The 21,810-nt window shown below is 37.5% G+C and carries 21 protein-coding genes and 1 pseudogene; 15 read left to right on the forward strand and 7 right to left on the reverse strand.

What is annotated here, in order from left to right:
* Positions 1–56: 56 nt before the first annotated feature.
* The 7 genes from IGL24_RS02835 (at position 57) to IGL24_RS02865 (ending at position 4,091) form a co-directional block, all read left to right on the forward strand.
* Positions 57–734 carry an NAD(P)H-dependent oxidoreductase gene (locus IGL24_RS02835; protein WP_206855467.1) on the forward strand — a complete coding sequence of 226 codons (678 nt, stop codon included), beginning with the start codon at positions 57–59 and terminating at the stop codon, positions 732–734.
* Positions 734–901 carry a hypothetical protein gene (locus tag IGL24_RS02840; protein ID WP_207699241.1) on the forward strand — a complete coding sequence of 56 codons (168 nt, stop codon included), beginning with the start codon at positions 734–736 and terminating at the stop codon, positions 899–901. Before IGL24_RS02835 ends, IGL24_RS02840 begins: the two co-directional genes overlap by 1 nt.
* Before the next feature lie 121 nt (positions 902–1,022).
* Positions 1,023–1,922 carry a LysM peptidoglycan-binding domain-containing protein gene (locus IGL24_RS02845; protein WP_206855473.1) on the forward strand — a complete coding sequence of 300 codons (900 nt, stop codon included), beginning with the start codon at positions 1,023–1,025 and terminating at the stop codon, positions 1,920–1,922.
* Between the two features lie 187 nt (positions 1,923–2,109).
* Positions 2,110–2,817, forward strand: a complete 708-nt coding sequence (locus IGL24_RS02850; protein ID WP_429968387.1) for a GntR family transcriptional regulator — start codon at positions 2,110–2,112, stop codon at positions 2,815–2,817.
* Between the two features lie 716 nt (positions 2,818–3,533).
* The gene (mazE, locus tag IGL24_RS02855; protein ID WP_242542572.1) at positions 3,534–3,761 is read left to right on the forward strand and encodes a type II toxin-antitoxin system PemI/MazE family antitoxin; all 228 of its coding nucleotides are present in this window, start codon (positions 3,534–3,536) and stop codon (positions 3,759–3,761) included.
* On the forward strand, positions 3,754–3,897 hold the full coding sequence (locus tag IGL24_RS02860) for a type II toxin-antitoxin system PemK/MazF family toxin (RefSeq protein ID WP_206855478.1): 144 nt from the start codon (positions 3,754–3,756) through the stop codon (positions 3,895–3,897). The genes mazE and IGL24_RS02860 overlap by 8 nt, the downstream gene beginning before the upstream one ends.
* Positions 3,882–4,091, forward strand: a complete 210-nt coding sequence (locus tag IGL24_RS02865) for a hypothetical protein (protein ID WP_422392100.1) — start codon at positions 3,882–3,884, stop codon at positions 4,089–4,091. The genes IGL24_RS02860 and IGL24_RS02865 overlap by 16 nt, the downstream gene beginning before the upstream one ends.
* A 122-nt stretch (positions 4,092–4,213) precedes the next feature.
* Here the strand turns inward: IGL24_RS02865 and IGL24_RS02870 are convergent, their stop codons facing one another.
* Positions 4,214–5,413: an enolase C-terminal domain-like protein gene (locus IGL24_RS02870; protein ID WP_206855481.1), complete on the reverse strand. Its 1,200-nt coding sequence runs from the start codon at positions 5,411–5,413 to the stop codon at positions 4,214–4,216.
* 1,034 nt (positions 5,414–6,447) lie between these two features.
* Here IGL24_RS02870 and IGL24_RS02875 point away from each other — a divergent pair.
* Both IGL24_RS02875 and IGL24_RS02880 read left to right on the forward strand, forming a co-directional pair.
* Positions 6,448–8,277, forward strand: a complete 1,830-nt coding sequence (locus IGL24_RS02875) for a glucose PTS transporter subunit IIA (protein WP_206855482.1) — start codon at positions 6,448–6,450, stop codon at positions 8,275–8,277.
* Between the two features lie 400 nt (positions 8,278–8,677).
* Complete coding sequence (locus IGL24_RS02880; protein ID WP_206855484.1) at positions 8,678–8,959, forward strand: hypothetical protein; 282 nt, start codon at positions 8,678–8,680, stop codon at positions 8,957–8,959.
* Positions 8,960–9,108: 149 nt separating this feature from the next.
* Here IGL24_RS02880 and IGL24_RS02885 read toward each other — a convergent pair whose 3' ends face one another.
* Positions 9,109–9,465: a winged helix-turn-helix transcriptional regulator gene (locus tag IGL24_RS02885; protein ID WP_206855486.1), complete on the reverse strand. Its 357-nt coding sequence runs from the start codon at positions 9,463–9,465 to the stop codon at positions 9,109–9,111.
* A 204-nt stretch (positions 9,466–9,669) separates the two neighbouring features.
* Here IGL24_RS02885 and IGL24_RS02890 point away from each other — a divergent pair, with 204 nt between their 5' ends.
* The 3 genes and pseudogenes from IGL24_RS02890 to IGL24_RS02900 all read left to right on the forward strand — a co-directional run bounded on the left by IGL24_RS02890 (position 9,670) and on the right by IGL24_RS02900 (position 12,616).
* The gene (locus tag IGL24_RS02890; RefSeq protein ID WP_206855488.1) at positions 9,670–10,809 is read left to right on the forward strand and encodes an S-(hydroxymethyl)glutathione dehydrogenase/class III alcohol dehydrogenase; all 1,140 of its coding nucleotides are present in this window, start codon (positions 9,670–9,672) and stop codon (positions 10,807–10,809) included.
* A pseudogene (gene fghA, locus IGL24_RS02895) lies at positions 10,790–11,632 on the forward strand (S-formylglutathione hydrolase). Before IGL24_RS02890 ends, fghA begins: the two are co-directional and overlap by 20 nt.
* A 387-nt stretch (positions 11,633–12,019) precedes the next feature.
* Positions 12,020–12,616, forward strand: coding sequence for a YitT family protein (locus IGL24_RS02900; protein ID WP_206855492.1), 597 nt, complete (start codon positions 12,020–12,022; stop codon positions 12,614–12,616).
* Positions 12,617–12,875: 259 nt separating this feature from the next.
* Here the strand turns inward: IGL24_RS02900 and IGL24_RS02905 are convergent, their stop codons facing one another.
* Both IGL24_RS02905 and IGL24_RS02910 read right to left on the reverse strand, forming a co-directional pair.
* Positions 12,876–13,382, reverse strand: a complete 507-nt coding sequence (locus IGL24_RS02905; RefSeq protein WP_206855494.1) for a VOC family protein — start codon at positions 13,380–13,382, stop codon at positions 12,876–12,878.
* Positions 13,383–13,479: 97 nt separating this feature from the next.
* Positions 13,480–14,274, reverse strand: a complete 795-nt coding sequence (locus IGL24_RS02910) for a DUF6597 domain-containing transcriptional factor (RefSeq protein WP_206855496.1) — start codon at positions 14,272–14,274, stop codon at positions 13,480–13,482.
* Between the two features lie 268 nt (positions 14,275–14,542).
* On the opposite strand from IGL24_RS02910, the gene IGL24_RS02915 reads away from it, so the two are divergent.
* Genes IGL24_RS02915 through IGL24_RS02925 form a run of 3 tightly spaced genes read left to right on the forward strand, consistent with a single transcriptional unit; the run spans position 14,543 to position 18,696 of the window.
* On the forward strand, positions 14,543–15,385 hold the full coding sequence (locus IGL24_RS02915; protein WP_206855498.1) for a PRD domain-containing protein: 843 nt from the start codon (positions 14,543–14,545) through the stop codon (positions 15,383–15,385).
* 4 nt (positions 15,386–15,389) lie between these two features.
* Positions 15,390–17,234: a beta-glucoside-specific PTS transporter subunit IIABC gene (locus tag IGL24_RS02920; RefSeq protein WP_206855499.1), complete on the forward strand. Its 1,845-nt coding sequence runs from the start codon at positions 15,390–15,392 to the stop codon at positions 17,232–17,234.
* 16 nt (positions 17,235–17,250) lie between these two features.
* A complete protein-coding gene (locus tag IGL24_RS02925; RefSeq protein WP_206855500.1) occupies positions 17,251–18,696 on the forward strand; it encodes a glycoside hydrolase family 1 protein in 1,446 nt (481 codons plus the stop codon).
* A 223-nt stretch (positions 18,697–18,919) separates the two neighbouring features.
* Here IGL24_RS02925 and IGL24_RS02930 read toward each other — a convergent pair whose 3' ends face one another.
* Genes IGL24_RS02930 through IGL24_RS02940 form a run of 3 tightly spaced genes read right to left on the reverse strand, consistent with a single transcriptional unit; the run spans position 18,920 to position 20,878 of the window.
* Positions 18,920–19,654, reverse strand: coding sequence for a hypothetical protein (locus IGL24_RS02930; protein ID WP_207700272.1), 735 nt, complete (start codon positions 19,652–19,654; stop codon positions 18,920–18,922).
* A gap of 4 nt (positions 19,655–19,658) precedes the next feature.
* Complete coding sequence (locus IGL24_RS02935; RefSeq protein WP_206855503.1) at positions 19,659–20,513, reverse strand: ABC transporter ATP-binding protein; 855 nt, start codon at positions 20,511–20,513, stop codon at positions 19,659–19,661.
* Complete coding sequence (locus IGL24_RS02940) at positions 20,510–20,878, reverse strand: GntR family transcriptional regulator (RefSeq protein ID WP_206855505.1); 369 nt, start codon at positions 20,876–20,878, stop codon at positions 20,510–20,512. The genes IGL24_RS02935 and IGL24_RS02940 overlap by 4 nt, the downstream gene beginning before the upstream one ends.
* Positions 20,879–21,810 lie beyond the last annotated feature (932 nt).

Genomic DNA, 21,810 nt, shown 5'->3' on the forward strand with positions numbered 1-21,810 from the left:
TCGTTTACTGGGTTTTTCTAAGGATATGCTAGACTAGAAAGCGGGAGGAGAAAGTCATGAAAACATTGATTATTGTCAGTCATCCGACAATTGAAACATCGTTGAACCAACAATTTTTTAAAGAAGCTTCCATTCATTTATCTGCTACTTGGCATCATTTAGAAGCTTGCTATCCAGATGGGAAAATTGATCTTCAGACTGAACTTGCTTTATTGAAAGAGCATGATCGGATCATCTTCCAATTTCCTTTCTATTGGTATAGCGCCCCAGCGCATTTGAAAATGTGGCAAGACCAAGTATTAGAATCAGCAACGAAAGTCTTATTGGGCAAGGAACTAGGTATCGTTTTGACAACTGGCGTGAGTGAAAAAGAATATCAAGCAGGTGGGAAAGAAGAATATACGATCTCTGAATTTTTACGTCCCTATCAGCGAATCGCCCATAAATTCCAGATGACCTTTTTGCCTCCGTTTGTCTTGGCACAGTTCATGTACTTGACTGAAGAACAAAGATTTGAACGCTTGATCAGCTATCAGCAATATCTATCGTTAGTTGAGAAACCTTCACTTATCAATCGGATCGATTGGTTTATTGAACGTTTTGCGCAAAACGAAATCATTAAGGAAAAAGAACCCGCAAAGCAACAAATGATTGGGGATATGTTAGAAGAAGCAAAAGAAAATATTGAAGATCTCACATTTATCTTACAGGAGATGAAAGGAAGAAGCTTATGATGGATCAATGGCTGGCAGAACAATTAGCCGAATTAAGTCAACAAGCTGATTATGAAGGAAAAGCGTTAGTTCATGAAATGTCACGCTTATTTGTCGAAATCAATGAGCGGATCGAGCAGTTGCAAGGAGAAATCGACGGGGAATCTTGGAATCATCAAAAATGGTGATTTTTCTTCAGCGATAACATAATAAAAAATGTTCATAACACACATTATTTGCTACAATAGGAATATAAGAAAATTGATAACGCTATTTTTTTTGCATAAATAACAGGTGGTGAAACAAAAAATGAATGAAGAAAATGAACAGCGTGGGAATGTTCGGTCAGCTCGAAGACAACAACAAAAACAAGAGTCACGCATGCGTATGATAAAAATCGGCGCAGCTGTTGCAGTAGTCTTACTACTGGTTGGTGCAGGGACTGGATTATATCTCCATAGTAGAAATAACGCCAGTGAAAATTCGGCAGCATCGACAAGCGAAACGACTCAATCGACTACAGCATCAACAACTGCTTCATCAGATACTGAATCAACCCAAGAAAGCAGTGAAGCAACAGAACCTTCAGGATCTGTTTCTGAACAACTACAAGCAGTCGTTGCGGATTATTCAAAGAAAATTGAAGAAAGAACACCTGCATTGATTGAAGAGTATCAAGCGGAGATCCAGAACAATCAAGACGGTGTCAATGGACTTTCAGTCATTGCTAATCAAAAAGCAAGAGAACTTCAAGCTTTGTCAGATGAAGGGATCAGCAAATTACGCGGGATGTACCAAGAGGCGCCCAATAAAGAAGGCATTGACTTAGATACGATGATCAATCAGTTGTCTGCAAACTATACAGCACAAGTAGCTAGAATCTCTGATATTTATCTACGGACAAGTGCAGAACTTCAAGCAGCAACTCCTAGCAGTGAATCTTCCTCGGAAGAGACAACTCCGTCGACGGAAGCAACACCAGAAACAACAGAATCGTCAGAGGCACAAGTCAATCAGTACACGGCACAATCAACAGAAGATACGAGCAACCAAGCCAATCAAGCAGCTACAACAGTTGTACGTGAAGGCGAAGGGCCAAATCAAATTGCTCAACGGACTGGCGTACCAGTCGAAACAATCTTGTCATTGAATGGCATGACGATGGATGACTTCTTTTTTAATCCTGGTCAAGAACTACGCTTGAATTAAGCAGATAAAAAAGAGAACCACATTCAATTTATCAGATGAAGTCACAAAAATTGCTCTTTTTGTCAATTTTTGTGGCTTTTTTGCTCTAAATACTTTTCGTTCTCCGCTGAATCTTCATGAGCCGCTTGTGATCAGCTATTATTTTGTTAAGATAAAGAAGTAAATGTAACCCGTAAAGGAGAATCGCATGAAAAAACGAGAATTCATCGTTCAAGATTTATTAAGCAAGATCTATCAAGAAGAATTCAAAGATGGAAAATTACCGAATCAACGGAAACTAGCAGAGATCTATCATGTTTCTCGCTTTACGATCCAACAAGCAATCAAAAATCTAGAAGAAATCGGTATTGTTCGTGTTGTTCAAGGTTCCGGTATCTTTATCCATGAAAAATGGGTCAAGAATCCGTTGATCTTCAATTCTTTGACCCGCACACCTTATGATCGGATCGATTCAAAAATGATTGGGTTAAAAAAAGCAGCAGCAACAGCAGATGAACAAAAAATTTTCCAACTCGATGAAGGCGCTGAAGTTTGGACATTTGAACGTATCCGGATCGTGGACTACAAAATCGAGCAGTTAGAGATCTCAAAAATGCCGGTAGCGTTATTTCCAGACCTTTCACAAGAAGTCGTCGAACATTCCATCCAAAAATACGTGGAACAAAAAGGCTATCGAATCTCTCACTATATCACGAGTTATGACCCAATCACGACTTCCAAAGACCGATCGAAAATCTTACTATGTAAACGCGGCACACCAGCCATGCAAATCACGAATCGTGCCATCTTAGAAGATGGGCAAGTCTATGAATACAGCAGTATCATTGCCATCGACTACTCAGTGACTTACATCCGGCCCTTTGATCGTGAGATTCATCGGTCGAGGATTGATTGAGGTTTTGAGTAGAAGTCAAAAATAGCTTAAGGAAAAAACTCCTGTAAAAATGTAGATTTTTTAAAAGTAAAGGAAGGAAACATTAAAGGGAATTAGTTGGTAGTAAGTATGAAGAAAGCACTGATGAGACGTAAAACAAAATCATCAGTGCCTTTATTACAACTGCTTGATAAGTGGAGCAAGTTATGATTGTTATTTAAAATAGAAAATATAAAATACAAAAAAATAACTTACAATAAGTAGTAACCAAATGAGTCTTTCAACTATTTGAGCTATTATTGATTGATTATATGTAAAGATAATACCAAATTTATAGTTCCTATTACTGCGTATAAAAAAACTCTGTAAACCTAGAGAGAGCATGATAAGTAACTTTATGATCAGATTCGATAGCTGATATGATTGATCGTTAGTTGTTAGGAAAAAAGTATACAAAGCTAAAAGTTGTAACAACCAAATAACTTGAATAAGTTTACTCCCAGGTTGTGTTTTATTCGGCATAGATGTTCATTCTCCTTAAAATTATTATTGTGATTTAAATTGAGTATATGCCTTTTTTAAGTCAATATTCAATAAATTTTTAATGAGAACGTGACATTAATTGAAAGATTATGAAGGTCTGAGACACTCTATTGATTTATTTTTATACTAGTATCTTTTACGTTGTAAAATTAGGTTTTACATGTTGAAATTTGTTTTGTAAGGAGTGATAAATGATGATTAATGTAAAAGCTTGTAAAGTAGGGAATTCTATTTCTATTTCAATTCCTAAACAGTATCATGTTGAAGCTGGATCAGAATATGTTGTATATAAATCTAAGAATGGAGGATTAATATTCACACCCAAAATAGAAAATCCATTTTTATCGGATGAACCATTTCCAAAGGATGAAGATGAAGTATGGCAAACAATAGCAAAAGAGGAGATTGAAAAAAATGTATGAACCTCAACAAGGTAATTTGATCTGTCTTAATTTTACGCCTTCTTTTGGCAGGGAAGTAAGAGAGAAGCACCCGCCTTTAGTTGTTTCCTCAAATGCTTACAATAAAAAACGAACTATATTATTGTCTGTCCTGTAACGACTGGGGGGCACAACTTTCCTGGGTATGTTTCTTTGATTGATTATAAGATACGTGGAAGAGTGAATACCACTCAAATTCATAGCTTTGATACTGACCGGATTATTAGTAATGAATTTATTGACCGTCTAAGAGGAGACGATTTTCTCCAAGTCAAACAGATTTTAGATTATTCTTTAGAAATTGATTTTTAAAAACTGTGTTTTACATAAAAAGCTACTAAGATGTACACGTGTATTCATTATTGTAATAATAGGAATACAGCGGACAAAAAAGCTATCCTTACATGTTTCGTGTAATGATAGCTTTTTTGGGATTACGGTGTTACGATCGTGCCGTCTGGTGTACGGCTTTGCGTCCATTCGTGTGGGCGATAGACAACTGGAAATTCTGCCGCTTGTTCTTCATTGAATGTGACACCGATTCCGCTTTGTTCGATCGGGTAGAAAAAGCCTTTTTCTGGCGCTGGAATATTCCCGAAAAGTTTTTTTGTGTTTTCAGGAACGTCGATGTTTTCCTGGATCGCCGCATTATGCAAGTGGATATTCAAATGCGTATTGACTGCTAGGCCGATCGGCGTGATATCCGATGGCGTATGCCAAGCGATTCGTATCCCCATTGCTTCGCAAAAGTGTGCCAATTTCAAGGCGGGCGTGATGCCGCCGATTTGTGAGACATGCGCACGCATATAGTCGATCTGACGATTGCGAACTAATTCTTTCCATTCCATTGGATTATTGAACAATTCTCCAGTAGCAATCGGTGTCGTCGCTTGACTCCGCAATTGAGCTAACCATTCATTTTGATTTGGCGGTAAAATATCTTCTAAAAAGAACAGATTATACTTCTCTGCTTTTTTCGCAAAGCGTATCGCTTGATTCGGATGCAAGCGTTCGTGTACATCATGCAACATTTGGAAACGATTCCCATATTTGTTTTGGATGTGTTCAAACATCGACAAAGTTGTTTGCATGTAGTCTTCTTGATCAAAATAAGAACCAGCAAGCGGGTTGTCAGGTGTAGCCAAATTCGTTGGATTTCCTCCATAAAAACCTAATTGACATCGGATATAGCGGTATCCTTGTGCGAGAAATGTCTCGATTTCACGATCAAGGTCTTCTAAATTATCTGCGACAGCGTGTGTATACGCAGGGATTGCTGTTCGAGCTTTCCCACCGAATAACTGGTACAATGGCATATCAGCGATTTTTCCTTTAATATCCCAGAGCGCCATATCGACACCGGAAATGGCGTTGTTCGTGATTGGACCATTCCGCCAGTATGAATTGACATTCATGACTTGCCAAAGGTCCTCGATTTGATTCGCGTCGCGCCCAATCAATAAAGGCTTTAAGTATTCTTCTACGACGGTTTGGACAGCTAAAGGACGAAATTGAAAAGTGCCACAACCGAAACCAGTCACGCCTTTATCTGTTTCAACTTTTACGACTAACAAGTTATGACGATCTGGCTTGATAGCGTAACTTTTTATATTTGTAATGATCGTTGGTGTCATTTTTTTCACTCCAATATACATAAATATGAATCATGTGCATCCTCATTGAAACATGGGAAAGAACATCCTGTCAATTTGGTCTAATAAAAACATCCTAACTAAGTAAAAACCAGTCCAATTTTCTCGTTATTTGTTTTAAAACGTTGATATATAAGTATTTTATGTTGTTTTTATATAAAAAGGACTGGTTTTACAAGAAGTGTTCCTCATGCTACTATTTGGGTGAAAGCGGAAACAAGAATGATTGTTTTTTGAGAATAAGGGGGAGAATAACAATTAACTTTATAAAATTAGCGTTAAACTGCTAGATATGGCGTATTTTAGTTTTGAAAAGAGAAAAACGGCGATTGATTTAGTTGAACAACTATCAATGAAGATAAAAAATACTGATTCATGAATTTCTTTTGCCATAAATCAATCTTGGAATCAAAGCTTTATCAGCTGTATCGAATGGTAGTATCTACAAAAACATTGACTAAACGGAAATAAAAAATAAGAAGGTTGAGCGCTTTTGCGTCGGTTACAGCGCAAATTTTCTCAAAATAAGAGAGGTATAAGGAGGGAATTCGATTTGTCAAAACATGTAACATCTATAAATTAGAAAAAAATCGACAGATACAGCGAAAACTAGCAATTCTTTGTCAGAACTATGTCCATTCAACAACGATAGAGATCGCGAAAACCAAACGATCGAAAATTATTGTAGAAACATTGGATATAGGGATAATGATTAAAGATAAGCATTTAGCCAAATTAGTAGTGAAAGTTCTATGGATTTATACAACAGAACAAGATGGTAAAAAGCAGCCTGACTTTAGCGGCTTAACGTACTTTATCTATGAGTTTTTAATCAAATAAAAAACGTAGAATGATAGGATTCGTTGTATCCGAATTGACGCCTGTGGAGTGTTGGACCAAACGAGAGTAGCAAGAGCATAGCGAAATCGGACACGGAGAAACAGGAAATAAACATTGATCTGGCAACTTTTATAGTTGGTTAGAAATATTTATAGATTTTTGGCAACGGAGAACAAGTGAAGCATGAAGAAATAGCAAAACAAATCATACAACACGTAGGTGGAGCAAGTAATATCAACAACGCGTGGCATTGTATGACACGTTTACGGTTTGATTTAAAAGATGAGAAAAAAGTAGACTATGCTGCATTGGAAAAAACACCAAAAGTGGTGGGAACAAAATATCAAAGTGAACAACTACAAGTTGTGATCGGGACAGAAGTGGCTGATTACTTTGCACCAATTGCGAAAGAATTAGGATTAGATGAAACAAGAGAGCAAAACGAAGGCGAGAAAAAAGGGGTAGTATCTTTATTTATGGATACTGTTTCAGGTGTTTTCGGACCAATCGTGCCAGCGATTGCTGGTGCTGGAATGATCAAAGGATTGATGGCAGGTCTAGTGGCGTTGAATGTCATTTCGAACCAGACCGATACCTATTTGATCATTGACATGATTGCAAGTGGCGTCTTTACTTTCTTGCCATTCTTCGTCGCAGCTTCTGCCGCTCGAATCTTCAAAACAAATCCGTATTTAGCGATTGCGATTGCTGCAACCTTGCAATTTCCAACAATGACGACTGCGGTTGCGGAAGGATCGATTTCTGCTTTTCAATTATTTGGTATTATTCCAGTCCCTGTCTTCAACTACGCTGGGACAGTTATCCCAATCATATTTGCAGTACTAGCGCTCAGCTATATTTACCGTTGGGTGGATAAGCTATTACCACAAGTGTTGCGAACAGTGTTTACACCAACAATTTCATTATTCGTGGCAGGATTATTGACGTTAACGGTGATTGGACCAATCAGTATCCATCTAGGTAATTTATTGGCAACTGGTGTGGCGTGGTTATTCTCTATTTCGCCAGTTTTAGCGGGCATCGTGGTAGGAGCTATTCGCCCAATCGCGATCTTTACTGGCTTACACCATGCAATGACACCGATCGCTTTACAAAACTTTGCCAATCAAGGGTATGACATGTTGATGCCGATGATGTTTATGGCAAACATGGCGATCACTGGTGCGACAGCGGCTATTTACTTGAAAGTGAAATCAAAAGAAGAAAAATCATTAGTATTATCTTCTGCTGTGTCTGGTCTACTGGGGATCACTGAACCTGCGCTTTTCGGGATCTTATCAAAATACAAGAAGGCGTTTATCGCCGCAACAGTCGGTAGTTCGGTTGCTTCGGCATTTATCAGTTTCTTCGGTGTTCGAATCTACGGCTATATTTTATCAAGTATTTTTAGCTTACCAGCTTATATTGGTCAGTATTTTGTTTTTGCAGTACTTGGCATCGTGATTGCCTTAGTATCTTCTTTTGTCCTCACTTATTTCTTAGTTCCAAACGTACAGGAAGAAGACGCCGAATATACAAACGAAGTCAATCTACACGCAGTGGCTAAGGGAGAATATATTCCTTTAGAAGATGTGCCAGACGAAGTTTTTTCAACAAAAATGATGGGTGATGGTTTTGCAATCGAATCAATCGATGGCGCGATTTTTGCACCTGTCAGCGGAAAAGTCACTACGATTTTTCCTTCTAAGCACGCGTTAGGAATCAAAACAAATAATGGGGTAGAAGTATTAGTCCATATGGGGATCGATACCATCAATTTGAATGGCGAAGGTTTCGATGTACTTGTAAAGCTTGGTGACCAAGTGACTGTGGACACTAAAATCGCTCAAATGGATTTACCTTATATCCATAGTCAAGGAAAAAAGAGTATGGTCATTGTTGTCATTACAAACATGGACCGCATCGCAAAATTCTCTGGTGAAAGAAACTTAGAAGGGCAACATCAAGCTGGAGCAATCTTGGAACGCGCATTATTGAATGGGTAAATGAATATCGTATGACCAAGAGAGCATACGCCGTCTTCAAAGATTGGCGTATGTTTTTTTGTTGGCAATTCTATTATTTTTGTATCTATTGTTATCTATATTTTGTATTAAAGTTATTTAATTGATCGAATAAAACATGATGAGATTTTATGGTTCATTAGGTTTTTGGGACTTTGATGATACTTATTTATCAGCTGTATTTTAGAATAATATGAATTTTAATGGTTTTTAATGTAGTGGGGAATGATATGGTGAATAGGTGGGGATAGGAAAAGGGTGAAAATATTCATTCAGTGTATGGACTCCTTGAGTTGTTTTATTTGATGTTTTTTTAAAAATTAATTAAGCTTATTTTAAGAAGCGGTAAGCGCTTTAAAAATAAGCTTAGGAGGCGATAGGTATGACTAATGTAGACGGAGGGATCACAATCCCGGAATCACCAATGATCACTGATGAACACAAGAAATTGGTAGAAGAAGCCCGTAAAACGTTAATGGACAGTAGTGAAGCGACACCTTTTGCGCTATTAGGGACACAAGTAGTTGCTGGGAAAAACTATTGGATCTTGTGCAAAGTCAACATGCTTGGCCCCACTCAGAGTGAAAAATTAGTGACTTATAAAATCAACAAAAATCTACAAGATGAAGTGACCCTTTTAGAAGCGACAACCTTCGAGTTTTGATTGAGCTGACTTTTTAAACATACTTCCCCACTTTCCCATACAGTCGATAAGAGAAGACATTCATTCTGCTATCAACTATATGGGATTTTTATTGTCTCAAGAACTGCCTCTACTGTGATAGAAAGATCATCTTTCCATCATTTACAGAATCAATCCGCTTTATCCGCCGAAAGACCTTCAACGACTTCATAATAATGATCGCCCCAATCACAGATATGCTGAACGATCGTTGAAAGCTCACGACCGATTTCTGTCAATTGATACTCTACTTTTGGTGGGACTACAGGATAGACTTTACGAGTAAGTAAATGATCCCCTTCTAATTCTCTTAATTGACGGATCAACATGCGTTGGTTGACTTCTGGTAACATTTTCTCAATCTCGCTTAGTCGTAAAATCGGTTGTTGCAAAAAACACCAGATCAAGACGATCTTGTATTTTCCACTAAGCACGTGCATAGCTAAATCTTTTGTATTGGTAAACTCTTTTTCATTATATTGATACATCGTGATCCTCACTTTTTATAAATTATTCGACAGCAATAGTTGCTATTATACAAAGCTCATCAAGGGAAGTAAAGAAATTGAGGATACTGACAAGTTTGTCAGTTTTGTTTCCAACTACAGCCTATGATACGATGAGGGAGAAAGATCGTGGATTCGCTTGATGGCTAAGAACCATCGGAGCAAGACAAGAAAGAAGGAAGAAAATTGAAAAGTAGAGCTGCTGTAGCATTTGAACCTGGAAAACCGTTAGAAATCGTTGAAATCGATGTTGCTGATCCGAAACCGACAGAAGTCATGGTGAAAATTTTGTACACTTCGGTCTGTCATACCGATGCGTTCACGTTATCAGGAGAAGATCCAGAAGGAGTGTTTCCTGCTGTGTTAGGTCATGAAGGAGCAGGGATCGTTGTCAAAGTCGGCGAAGAGGTGTCATCCGTTAAAGTAGGGGATCATGTCATTCCTTTGTATACACCTGAATGTGGCAAATGCGAATTTTGTTTGTCAGGAAAAACTAATTTATGCTCTGCTGTCCGTGAAACGCAAGGAAAAGGTCTGATGCCAGATGGTACGACTCGTTTTTCTTACAAAGGCGAACCAGTTTATCACTATATGGGTACGAGTACATTTAGTGAGTATACCGTCGTCAATGAAATCAATCTGGTAAAAATCACAGAAGATGCACCACTCGATACAGTGCCATTATTAGGGTGTGGCGTCACAACCGGATTAGGTGCTGTAGAAAACACTGCGAAGGTTGAAGAAGGGGCTGTTACAGCTGTTTTTGGTCTAGGAGCGATTGGTTTAGCGGTGATCCAAGGACTGAAAAAAGCCAATGCCAAACGGATCATTGCCATCGATATGAATCCTGAAAAATGGCCGTTAGCGCAAAAAATGGGCGCAACAGACTTCATTGATCCTAAGACACATGATCGTCCGATCCAAGAAGTCATCGTCGAAATGACGCAAGGCGGCGTGGATTATAGTTTTGAGTGTATCGGAAATGTGGAAGTCATGCGTGCCGCACTTGAAGCCTGTCATAAAGGTTGGGGCGAAAGTATCATTATCGGTGTGGCGGGCGCTGGAAAAGAAATCCACACGCGTCCATTCCAACTGGTAACTGGTCGTGTTTGGCGTGGTTCTGCTTTTGGTGGAGTCAAAGGACGAAGCCAATTACCAGCTATGGTGGAAGAGTACTTGAACGGGGAGATCGATTTAGATTCATTCATCACCCATCGTTTAGATTTCACACAAATCAATGAATCACTTGAGCTATTGCATCGTGGAGAATCGATTCGAACGATGCTCACTTATGGAGGTGACACAGATGGAACTACAGAAAATTGAGGCACATCGGTCATTTGGCGGACAGCAAATCAAATACCGTCATGTGTCAAAAACACTACATTGTGAGATGACATTTAGTGTGTATGTACCAGAAACGACTGATGAAAATCAAAAAATCCCACTTATTTGGTGGTTAGCAGGTTTAACAAGTACAGATGATAACTTCAGTATCAAAGGTGGGTTCCAACGATATGCTGCCGAACAACAGATTGCATTCGTCATGCCGGACACATCACCACGAGGAGATGCTGCTGACAGTGAGGATTGGGATCTCGGTCAAGGAGCGGGTTTTTACTTGAATGCGACACAAGAACCGTGGAAAAAAGACTTCTAAATGTACGACTATCTTACAAAAGAGCTGTCCGAGATCATCTACTCTTTAATCCCAAACCTTTCTGGGAAAGAAAGTATCATGGGGCATTCGATGGGCGGGCATGGTTCGTTGGTGATCGGTCTAAAAAATCCAGCACGCTTTACTTCAATCTCTGCTTTTGCGCCAATCTCAAACCCTTCAAACGTACCATGGGGACAAAAAGCATTTACTGCGTATCTTGGTACTGACCGAGCGACATGGCGGGAATGGGATGCAACGGAATTGATCAAAAATGAAAGAGTTAGTTATCCACCGATCTTGATCACACAAGGAACAGCTGATCCATTTTATGAAGTACAACTCAACGAAGACGCATTTTTAACGGCGGCAGAATCAGCGAAACATGAAGTTATGTATCAAAAAGAAGATGGTTATGATCATAGCTATTTCACCATTGCTACGTTTGTGGAACAACATATCGCTTTTCATGCAAGTTATTTGAAACAGTAAAGAGCTCATTGTAAGAGAAAAAATACCCGTTAGGTGAACGAGCAACTAACTGAAAAATCAGAAGAAGACAGAAAGATGCAACTATAAGCAATAAGCAGTGAAACGCGAAATTTTATTGGAGAGATACCTATTTAGTTTGATCATATCGTGTACCAAACCACGAAAGCCAATCAGCAAAAGTAGTTTTGCCGGATAAAAAACTAGTTTCAATTGTTTCTATGGATGTAATTCTGTGATTCAAAATTAAAAAATAAAATTAACAGGTTTACTTTTTAGAATAGATGTGTTAACTTAATTAAAGTTTCGGAGGATCCAAAGGGATTAGATAAGAATATTCTTATCTAATCCCTTTTTGTGTTCTTACATTAAAAATATTAGGAGGCTTATATGAAAAATCTATTCAAATATTTAACGATCACTTTGGGGCTATTACTACTTTCAATTAGTATAAATATGTTTTTTGGCCCACATTACATTGCTGCTGGAGGGACAAGCGGTCTAGGAATTTTACTTGAATACCTTATTCAAGTGGATCGTTCACTTATAGTACTTGCTTTAAATTCACTTATGTTGCTATTAGCAATCATTTATTTAGGAAAAAAATTATTTATAAAAGTTTTATATGGTAGTTTAGTTCTACCGTTATTATTAACCTATGTACCTAAAATAATGTTTACTGAAAATAAAATTGCATCGATCGTTTTGGGTAGTTTGATTTTTTCTATAGGGATGTCCATTGTTTATTCACAAAATTCTTCTAGTGGAGGAACTTCGATTCCACCAATCATTTTAAAAAAATATTTTAATATAAAACTCTCTACAGGCTTATTTTTCATAGATGGGATAGTCATACTACTGAACTGGAGTATTTTTGGTTTCGATCAATTTTTACTTGCGTTGTCCTCGAATATTCTAGTTTTCCTAGTGATGAATCTATTCTCTAAGATTTCCTATAAATCGATTGAGAATAGACAAACTTCTTAGAGATAGATATTTTGGTTATTATTGGGGCTTAGGGGACGCTGTGCAGTTCTTTGACAACTTTTAATTAGTACTGAAAACGTAAGGTAATCAACATCCGTTTCGGTGAAATGGTATGCGAGCTGTTTGAAACAGTGAGTAGCTGAAATGTAGCTGGACACCATTCGGTTAGATGAACGTGGGAAAATAGCAATCCAACAACTCGCATATAAAGTGATTGGATTGCCTAGTTGAGTTATCTTTTATTCGAATGTTTGACCGTTTACTGTTTCAGAAACTGCTTTTGAATCGTTTCTATTGAGTCCCCGAAGCGTTCAGCGATTTCTGAAAGGCTCAATCCTTGCGCATAGAGACGATCGAAGACACTCTGGATGCTTTCTGAAACTTCAACAATATGTTTGTCATAATCATAAAAACGAAAAACTTTTTGCCCCCAGTCATATTCCAACGCATCATGGATCACTTCGATTCCTGGATCAGAAGTGATTTTTTTCACCCAATCCTCTAAGTTTTCTACTTCAAAGTATAATTGGAAATTGTTTGGTTGAGATGTTACTTTCAGATGCCTACCAGTAGCTCTTTCTGCTTGATCGCCAGCAACGATTTTAATATAGGCATCTTTATCATACAGCGTAAAGCCGTCTTCAAATTCGATCATGTCTTCCACTGCACTAATCACTTCTAGACCTAAAACATTTTCATAGAAATCTCTGGATCGCTTGATATCAGCAGTCGTAAGTAAGAACCCTTGCCATTTGATTGTATTCATAAGTTCATCTCCCTTCACTTGATAGACACACTATAGCATGAGGATTTTGGACTGTATTGTAAAAACACGACATCTCACTTCGCTCACGATGTACCATTTAATCAAAAGGTTGTGCTTTGATCTCTTTACAAAGCTGGACAAATTCGAGTGGTGTGAAGCCGATATGTTTTTTGAAATCTTTGATCAAATGAGATTGATCGTAGTAATGCAAATCAAGTAAATCTTTTTCAGTCGTGTGAGCGTTGGTCAGTATTTTTAAGCAGTACTGGAAACGTAAGGTGATCAACATCAGTTTCGGTGAAATACCATAATGCTTCATAAATAGCCGTTGACATTGCCGAAGCCCGACACCTAGCTCTTTGCATAAATGTTCAGTCGTAGAAGCAGGGATTTGGCTGAAACGGTCAATCAACTTGACGAACCGGTTTGGGGTATGCCCCTCAACTAATTGATGGAGGTAATCGATAAAATACTTTTTTTGTTGAGCATAGGATAAAGAGAAGAAATAATCGAGATTGAAAGGAATGTCAATCTCACTGATAGAAAGAAAAGAATCCATTACCTCAGTTGTTGGTCGTCCAGTGAGTTGCTCAAACGCGCCAGGTTTCAATGTAGCTGACAAGTAAGATTCAGACGTATGGCTATAAAAATCATATTCTGTTTTACTAACACCTGAAAATTCAATCGATTGATTTTTGAAATCGATGAAAAGATCGACGCATCCGTCTGGAATGATCAAATCATTCACCTCATAAGGTTCTTGAGTCAATGGCTGATGCTCCCATAGGCAAATCACAAAGTCTTGTAATGAGGGGATCGTAGTTGCTGTATATTTAAAATATTTCTGGTAGATCGGGTTTACGATGTAAGGTACTTGGATTGGAGAATACATAGCTCACCTACTTGTTTATGATTGGGTCTTTTTATCAATTATAGCATGCCATGTGAATGTCCTAGTGGTGCAACTGGAACATTCAACAGTTTCTGTAAAAGTATAAAAAATATTGACACTATTTTTTTATGTGCTATGATATGTCTATAAATAGATAACGGTTACAGATGTGCTGTGACCATGAGGCGTGTTACTGTGAGAAGGCAAACCTCATACTTTACCAAAGGGTGGAGTATGAGGTTTTTTAGTGTCTAAAATGGAGGGTAAAATGAAAATCAAAAAATTTCTAAATAATAATGTCGTATTACTGAAAAAAGGCAGTAATGAGATCATCGGGTTTTCATCAGGCATCAGCTTCAAGAAAAAAGTAGGAGATGATGTGGAGGAAGAGGACTTTGAAAAGATCTTTGTATTAGATACACATGCAATGTTGGAACATTTCAGCTATCAGTTAAGTAAATGTGATCCAAAATACGTTCAATTAGTTACGCAGATCGTAGAATATGCCAAACAAAATTATCACTTAGGGATCAATGATTATATTTATCTGACGTTACTCGATCATATTGATTTCACGATTCATCGGTTGAAAGAAAATATGACATTTAAAAGTCCATTGCAATATGAAGTCCGCCGATTTTATCCAGATGAATATGCTATCGGAGTGTATGCAGTCCAGTTATTGGAACGTGAACTTAAACTAGCGATTCCTACGGAAGAAGCGATTTCAATTGCGCTACATTTTGTGAATATCCAATCGAAAAAACGAGATATGACTGTGACGAACAAAATCACTAAATTTATTGAAGATGTTCTAACGATCGTTCGTTATGAATATAAACAAAAGTTTGATGAAAATAGTTTTCACTTTTCTCGTTTTGTCACGCATTTACATTATTTTGCACAGAATGTCATTAATCATACGATGCCAAGTTATGAACAAACGGATCTATATCAGCAAGTAGAAAAAATGTATCCTCAAGCATTTCACTGTGTACAAAAAATCAAAATTTATATTGAGAATACGTATGGTATCACAATTTCTGAAAACGAAGAAATTTATCTAACCTTGCATATTCAAAAATTAACGGAGCAAATCGAAAAGGAGTAAACAGATGGATTATAAACAATTAGCTTCTGATATCTATCAGAAAGTCGGCGGAGCTGAAAATATACAACATGTGACACATTGTGCGACTAGATTACGTTTTACATTAGCGGATGAGAAAAAAGCAGATAGTCAAGGGATCAAACAATTGAAAGGCGTCACAGGATTGGTTGAAGGAAATGGACAATTTCAAGTAATCATCGGACCGGATGTTTCTAGTGTCTATGCACAATTGCCAGGGACAGGAGCAGCGACTGCGACCGAGAAGAAAGAGCAATCAGTCATTTCTCGTTTATTAGACTTCATTGCGGGCTGTTTTACACCGATGATTGCAATTATCGCAGCTGGTGGAATGTTGCAAGTCCTACTATCTTTATTGCAACTTTCCGGTTTATTGGCAGAAACAGATAATACTTATCTTGTGTTATACCAAGTTTCCCAAGCTGCTTTCTTTTTCATTCCAGTATTTTTAGGGAACTCAGTAGCTAAACGCTTGAATATTGATCCTTTTTTAGGTAGCTACATCGGAGCGATCTTTATTATGCCAGGGCTTACTGAACTTATTAGTCAAGAAGGTGGGGTTTCATTACTTGGCTTTGCCGTGCCCAATGTTAGTTACAATGCTTCCGTACTGCCTGTATTGTTAAGTGTTTGGTTGATGTCTTATGTGTATAAATTTGTTGATAAGATTTTACCTAAGAGTGTCAAATTTATTTTACGTCCACTACTTTCTGTGATTGTCATTACACCATTTGCGTTGTTACTTTTAGGACCGTTAGGCGTGATGGTAGGGAATTATGTAGCAGAATTTCTGAACTACTTGACGAACAACTTTGGTCCACTAGCTGTATTGTTTATGGGAGCATTCGCTCAGTTGCTTGTGATGACAGGGATGCACACGACGTTAACACCAATCTTATTAACATCTTTGGCAACTTTTGGCTATGACAATCTTATCGTGCCGGGCATGCTCTTAGGTCTAGCTGCTGAAGCGGCGATTTGTTTAGCAGCCGGCATAAAAGCCAAGAATACTGAATTTAAACAATTAAGTTACTCTTCTGCAATCACAGCTCTAATGGGTGTTTCAGAACCAGCATTGTATGGTGTTACTTTACCGTTGAAAAAGCCAATTATCGGGATGATCCTAGGCGGTGCAGTCGGTGGGCTATACTTTGGCTTGATGAATATCAATACTCCAGTAGTTATCGCCTCATTCGTAGCCTTACCTTCTTATAGTAGTGTATTGCATGCGACGATTGGTTCATTGATTACCTTTGCGATTGCCTTTGCTTATACATGGATCATGGTCAAGGAGGAAGATTTTCCATATGAAACAGTAACCGTTGATCAGATAAAAGAATCGGAAGAAAAAGTAGACACACCGCTTAAATCAGCAGTTGAAACGAAGATCATGGCCCCGTTATCAGGTAAAGTGATCCCTCTAAACGAAACGAATGACCAAGCATTTGCTTCATTTGCGCTAGGCAAAGGTCTGGCTATTAAACCAAATAATGATAAAGTAGTTGCTCCTTTTTCTGGAAAAGTTTCCGCAGTCTTTGGTGGCAACCATGCAATTGGATTAACGAGTGATGAGGGAATCGAACTATTGATCCATATCGGTATCGATACAGTAAATATGCAAGGAGAATCCTTTGTTCGGGAAGTTAATGAAGGAGAGCGCATCGAACTTGGACAAGTGTTGTTACGTTTTGACTCAGAGAAAATCCAAGCAGCTGGATACGATGATACTGTGATGATCACTGTTACAAATACCACTGACTATTTAGATGTTGTTCCTGCAACTATACATCAAGAAATTCAGGAAAAAGAACAATTTTTAGCAGTATTTTAAGAAAGGAATGAAGGAAATGAGTTTTCCAAAAAATTTTTTATGGGGCGGCGCTTCCGCTGCCAATCAGTATGAAGGTGGCTATCAAGACGGAGGAAAAGGCTTAGCCTGTGCAGACTTGATTAGTGGAGGCACCCATACGACTTCACGTCAGATCACTTCAGAAATCAAAGAAGATTTACTTTATCCCAGTCATGAAGCAACTGATTTTTATCATCATTACAAAGAAGATATTGCATTATTTGCAGAAGCAGGATTTAAAGCATTTCGCTTATCAATCAACTGGACGCGGATTTTTCCAAAGGGCATGGATCAAGAACCAAATGAAGAAGGACTCGCTTTTTACGATCAAGTATTTGATGAATGTCAAAAATATGGAATTGAACCCGTTGTCACGATTGCGCACTTTGATGTTCCTGCGTATTTAAGTAAGCATTATAACGGATGGGCAAGTCGTGAAGTTATTGACTTTTATGCCATTTATGCAGAGACGATCTTTGAAAGATATCAAAACAAAGTGAAATACTGGATCACTTTCAATGAAATCAACACAGCAACATTAACGATCGGGAACTTTTTATCTTTAGGTTTACAAGTAGGAGAAACAGCATTCATTGAACAGCCAGATGATCCCGAAGCACGTTATCAAGCATTGCATCACCAGTTTGTTGCAAGTGCGAAGGTTGTCAGTTTGGCACGAGAAAAGTATCCCCATTTTCATATGGGCTGCATGATTTCATATATGCCAAGATATCCTTATACTTGTCATCCAAATGATGTATTATTGGCGAAACAAGAAGAAAACATGCATTCAAAATTCTGTGGGGATGTTCAGGTTACAGGAAAATACCCATACTATGCCAAAAGCTATTTTGAACAACAAGGGATCAATATCAACTGTACAAAAGAAGACGAGGCGATTTTGGCAAAGGGCACTGTTGATTATTATACATTCAGCTATTACTTGACCTTGTGCGTATCAGCCGATGATAATGTAGAAAAAAATGGTCACAGTATGATTGGCGGATCAGGAGTGAACAATCCATATTTGGAACAAACAGAATGGAATGCCATGATCGATCCGGTTGGTTTGCGTATTACGCTAAATGATATTTATGATCGCTACCAAATTCCAATGATGATCGTGGAGAATGGTATCGGAGTATCTGAAGATCTGACCGCAGATGGGAAAGTCCATGATTCTTACCGCATCGATTATCTACAAAAACATATCGCTGAAATGGAAAAAGCGTTGGCAGATGGCGTAGACTTGATTGGTTACACAATTTGGAGTGCAGTGGATATCGTCAGTGCATCCACAGGAGAAATGAAAAAACGTTATGGCTTGATCTTCGTCGATAAATACGATGACGGCACAGGAACTTTAGCTCGTTATAAGAAAGACAGCTTTTATTGGTATAAGAAGTTGATTGCAACGAACGGGGCGAGTTTGTTGGAAGTGTAAATGTAGATGAAGGAGAGAGCAGTTTTGCAATTAAGAGGCTTAGCAGAAAAAACTATTAGTCTTTGGTACATGTTAACCTAAATTAGAATTGACACTTTTCTTTTTAAATGACAAACCTTACCTATAAGATAGTGGTGAGATAGATAGTAAAAACCTAGGATCGATACCGGAGTTTTCTTTGGTACCTGTCCTAGGTTTTTGTCTCTTCTAACTAATGAAAATCTTACACATTTAATATTTTGATTTCCCGTCTTCTATTCAGTAGATAAGTGAGTAGTAAAGTGAACAAGATAGTCGCTGTTAATGTGAGTAGCACTGGCGAAAGAGAATACTCACCGTACTGATATCCAATCATTTTTTGTAGCATATCAAGGGTGTTTGTTTGGAAAGCGGAACTACTTGATTGCATAAATGTACTTATTGGAATAGGAAGTAGGAGCAATACAAGAAGTACGATAAATTTTATTGATCGGCTTAAACGACTATTTAAAGAGGATAAGAAAAGCCCGATTGAGCCAGGAAGAATCAATAGAAGTGAAAAAAAGAACCAATCAATTAAAAAATCACCTCGTGAATAAAGACTAAATAAGAAAACATCCCATTTGAGTTGTACAATCAAATTCGAGTTCAATAACATGATAAGTAGGAGCATGATCAATGAAAAAACAACTGCGAGAATCACATTTGTCAGTATATGGGTGAATAAAATATGAACGCGGGATACACCGTTTTGGATAAATAGCTTAAAATCTGAATTCATACCAATATAAGACAAGAAGAACATGTAGATCATACATTCAATGATTCCGTCTGAATGGACCATACGAGAAAAATCACTGAGTAAGAAAATACCTATCAGCGGGAGGATGATCCCCAATAAGATGAATAGTGCTAAGAATGCAGACAAAGATAAGAATTGATGTTTTAACCGATAAAGAAATGCTGCACGAAACTTCATTCAATCAGTCCTCCTTTCCACTAGTAAGTTGAATAAAGTATTCTTGTAAGTTCGAAGTCAAGATAGAAAGACCTTCTATTTTTTCTTCAGGTAACGGACCATAAACATACGCAGTAAGAGAACCGCCTAGTGATTTTTGACCAAGAACATCTAAGGGGGTAATGTATGGTTCAACTATTTCTTTTGGTCCGGAGACTGTTCGAGCGTTTTGCAGGATTGTTTCGACGGAAGCTGCTTGGAGCAATTTTCCTTCGTGTAAGACAATAACCTCTTCTAATAAAGTAGCAATTTCTTCAATCAAATGAGTTGAAATCACGAACGTGCATAATCGTTGTTGATAAACTTCGATCAAATAGGAATAAAATAAGTCGCGATGTGTGGCATCCAGACCTAAAACGGGTTCATCGAGAAAAATATATTCACAAGGAACGGATAGGGCGATGATCAATTTTGTGATCGTGCGGTAACCTGTTGATAGCTTCTTGAATCTCTGATCGGCTTTTAAACCGAATTTATGTAGCATTTCTTTAGCAAGCGCCCAATCAAATGTCCCATAAAAGCGCTCAGTGATTTTAAATAGTTCTTTTATTTTAAAAAAAGAGGGGAATAGATTATCTTCGCTCATCAAGTATAGATGATTTAACGAAGCTTCACTCTCCGAGATAGATGTACCATCTAATAGGATTTCTCCTGATGTAGCGAAACTCCGATTATTGATAATGTTCAATAGTGTGCTTTTTCCAGCACCATTTCTTCCTAATAAACCATAGATTTTTCCTTGTTCAAATTGAATGGAAACATTATCTAGAACGCTTTCATTTTGCTGGTTTTTACTTATGGATTTGACAACTAAGCTCATTCATCATACCCTCTTTCAATTAACTCTTTTAGTTGTTCAGCACTAATACCGATTTTTTTTGCTTCTATAATCAAATCCGAAACTTCTTTATTTAAAAATTCTTCTTTTCGCTGTTGACGAATTTTTTCTTGTGCACCAGGCAAAACAAACATACCTAGACCACGTTTCTTTTCAATCAAATGTTCAGCTACTAATAAGTTCATACCTTTTAGAACAGTTGCTGGGTTTAGGTGATAAACTTTGGCGATTTCTGTAGTTGAAGGAATCTGTGTGCCTTCTGGATAAGAGTTGTTAAGTATTCCCTCAGAAATTTGATTGGCAACTTGTTGAAATAACGGTTTGTCTCCTGAAAAATCAAATTGCATGTTTACACCTCACTACACCTGTTAACTACTTATTCAATTAACTATACAGGCTTGTGCTTACTCTGTCAATTTAGGTTATAAGTGGAAGTGGAAAAATAATTACCACTGTTAAACCCTTTGATTAACCATTTTAACGATGTGAAAATCTGCTAAATAGAGAACTATTTTTTATCTATATATATAGTAGAAAAAATATCAGAACTTCTCATGAGTAATGTAGAAGTTCTGATATTTTTTTATGGTTTACTCGATAAACCGATGGAAAGACGGAAGAGTGATTCCAAAATTTTACTACATCACCAAAGTTTGACTTAATGATTTTCTCTCGCAAATTTATTTGAACCTTCTGTTTATAGAAAGAAATCGAGGAGTGAGGATACTTGATTCTATGTAACTTTCGATCAGTTTGGCTAGATTCTTAAAATGAGTAGTCGATAGGTTAGAAAGGAAGAGAGAATATGATGTTAGCAAGTTTCAAAAGTATTGATTTCTTTCACTCAAAAGAAGCATGGTCGAATAGAGGTGGTATTTCTGAAAACAAATATGCAACAATTATGCAACAATGACGGGTATCTATGGCTGTCTTTGATCGGTATGATCGGTGATTAAAAAGGTGTTCATTCTCTTTTGTTCAATCATATTTAGCCATAAAACGGATGATCAAGAAAACTTGATTTACAAGGAACAAAAATCGGCAACCGATTTTATAATGTGAAGCTAACCAATTAACAAGGTTCTGATTTTTTTACCTAAGTTAAATGTACTGAGTATTTTGTCAGCAATAAATCAATCAAAAAAAGATAAAAGTCTTCATAAATCCTAAAAAAATCAAATGATCAGTAAGATGTTTTTTCGCATGGCGAATCCATTTTATTAAGAGAGTATTCTCTATAACCGATGGAACTTTTTAAGACATTTCCCGCTAGATGTAA

Source organism: Enterococcus sp. DIV2371 (assembly GCF_050498525.1).
Taxonomy (GTDB): Bacteria; Bacillota; Bacilli; order Lactobacillales; family Enterococcaceae; genus Enterococcus_B; species Enterococcus_B mangumiae.

What these genes read in the sequence shown, in the direction of transcription:
- IGL24_RS02940 (WP_206855505.1), bottom strand. Translation starts at nt 20,878, where the DNA reads ATGCAATTTGATTTTTCAGGAGACAAACCGTTATTTCAACAAGTTGCC.
- mazE (WP_242542572.1), top strand. Translation starts at nt 3,534, where the DNA reads ATGATTAATGTAAAAGCTTGTAAAGTAGGGAATTCTATTTCTATTTCA.
- IGL24_RS02845 (WP_206855473.1), top strand. Translation starts at nt 1,023, where the DNA reads ATGAATGAAGAAAATGAACAGCGTGGGAATGTTCGGTCAGCTCGAAGA.
- IGL24_RS02920 (WP_206855499.1), top strand. Translation starts at nt 15,390, where the DNA reads ATGGATTATAAACAATTAGCTTCTGATATCTATCAGAAAGTCGGCGGA.
- IGL24_RS02915 (WP_206855498.1), top strand. Translation starts at nt 14,543, where the DNA reads ATGAAAATCAAAAAATTTCTAAATAATAATGTCGTATTACTGAAAAAA.
- IGL24_RS02905 (WP_206855494.1), bottom strand. Translation starts at nt 13,382, where the DNA reads ATGAATACAATCAAATGGCAAGGGTTCTTACTTACGACTGCTGATATC.
- IGL24_RS02885 (WP_206855486.1), bottom strand. Translation starts at nt 9,465, where the DNA reads ATGTATCAATATAATGAAAAAGAGTTTACCAATACAAAAGATTTAGCT.
- IGL24_RS02900 (WP_206855492.1), top strand. Translation starts at nt 12,020, where the DNA reads ATGAAAAATCTATTCAAATATTTAACGATCACTTTGGGGCTATTACTA.
- IGL24_RS02880 (WP_206855484.1), top strand. Translation starts at nt 8,678, where the DNA reads ATGACTAATGTAGACGGAGGGATCACAATCCCGGAATCACCAATGATC.
- IGL24_RS02925 (WP_206855500.1), top strand. Translation starts at nt 17,251, where the DNA reads ATGAGTTTTCCAAAAAATTTTTTATGGGGCGGCGCTTCCGCTGCCAAT.
- IGL24_RS02840 (WP_207699241.1), top strand. Translation starts at nt 734, where the DNA reads ATGGATCAATGGCTGGCAGAACAATTAGCCGAATTAAGTCAACAAGCT.
- IGL24_RS02835 (WP_206855467.1), top strand. Translation starts at nt 57, where the DNA reads ATGAAAACATTGATTATTGTCAGTCATCCGACAATTGAAACATCGTTG.
- IGL24_RS02850 (WP_429968387.1), top strand. Translation starts at nt 2,110, where the DNA reads ATGAAAAAACGAGAATTCATCGTTCAAGATTTATTAAGCAAGATCTAT.
- IGL24_RS02860 (WP_206855478.1), top strand. Translation starts at nt 3,754, where the DNA reads ATGTATGAACCTCAACAAGGTAATTTGATCTGTCTTAATTTTACGCCT.
- IGL24_RS02870 (WP_206855481.1), bottom strand. Translation starts at nt 5,413, where the DNA reads ATGACACCAACGATCATTACAAATATAAAAAGTTACGCTATCAAGCCA.
- IGL24_RS02930 (WP_207700272.1), bottom strand. Translation starts at nt 19,654, where the DNA reads ATGAAGTTTCGTGCAGCATTTCTTTATCGGTTAAAACATCAATTCTTA.
- IGL24_RS02910 (WP_206855496.1), bottom strand. Translation starts at nt 14,274, where the DNA reads ATGTATTCTCCAATCCAAGTACCTTACATCGTAAACCCGATCTACCAG.
- IGL24_RS02935 (WP_206855503.1), bottom strand. Translation starts at nt 20,513, where the DNA reads ATGAGCTTAGTTGTCAAATCCATAAGTAAAAACCAGCAAAATGAAAGC.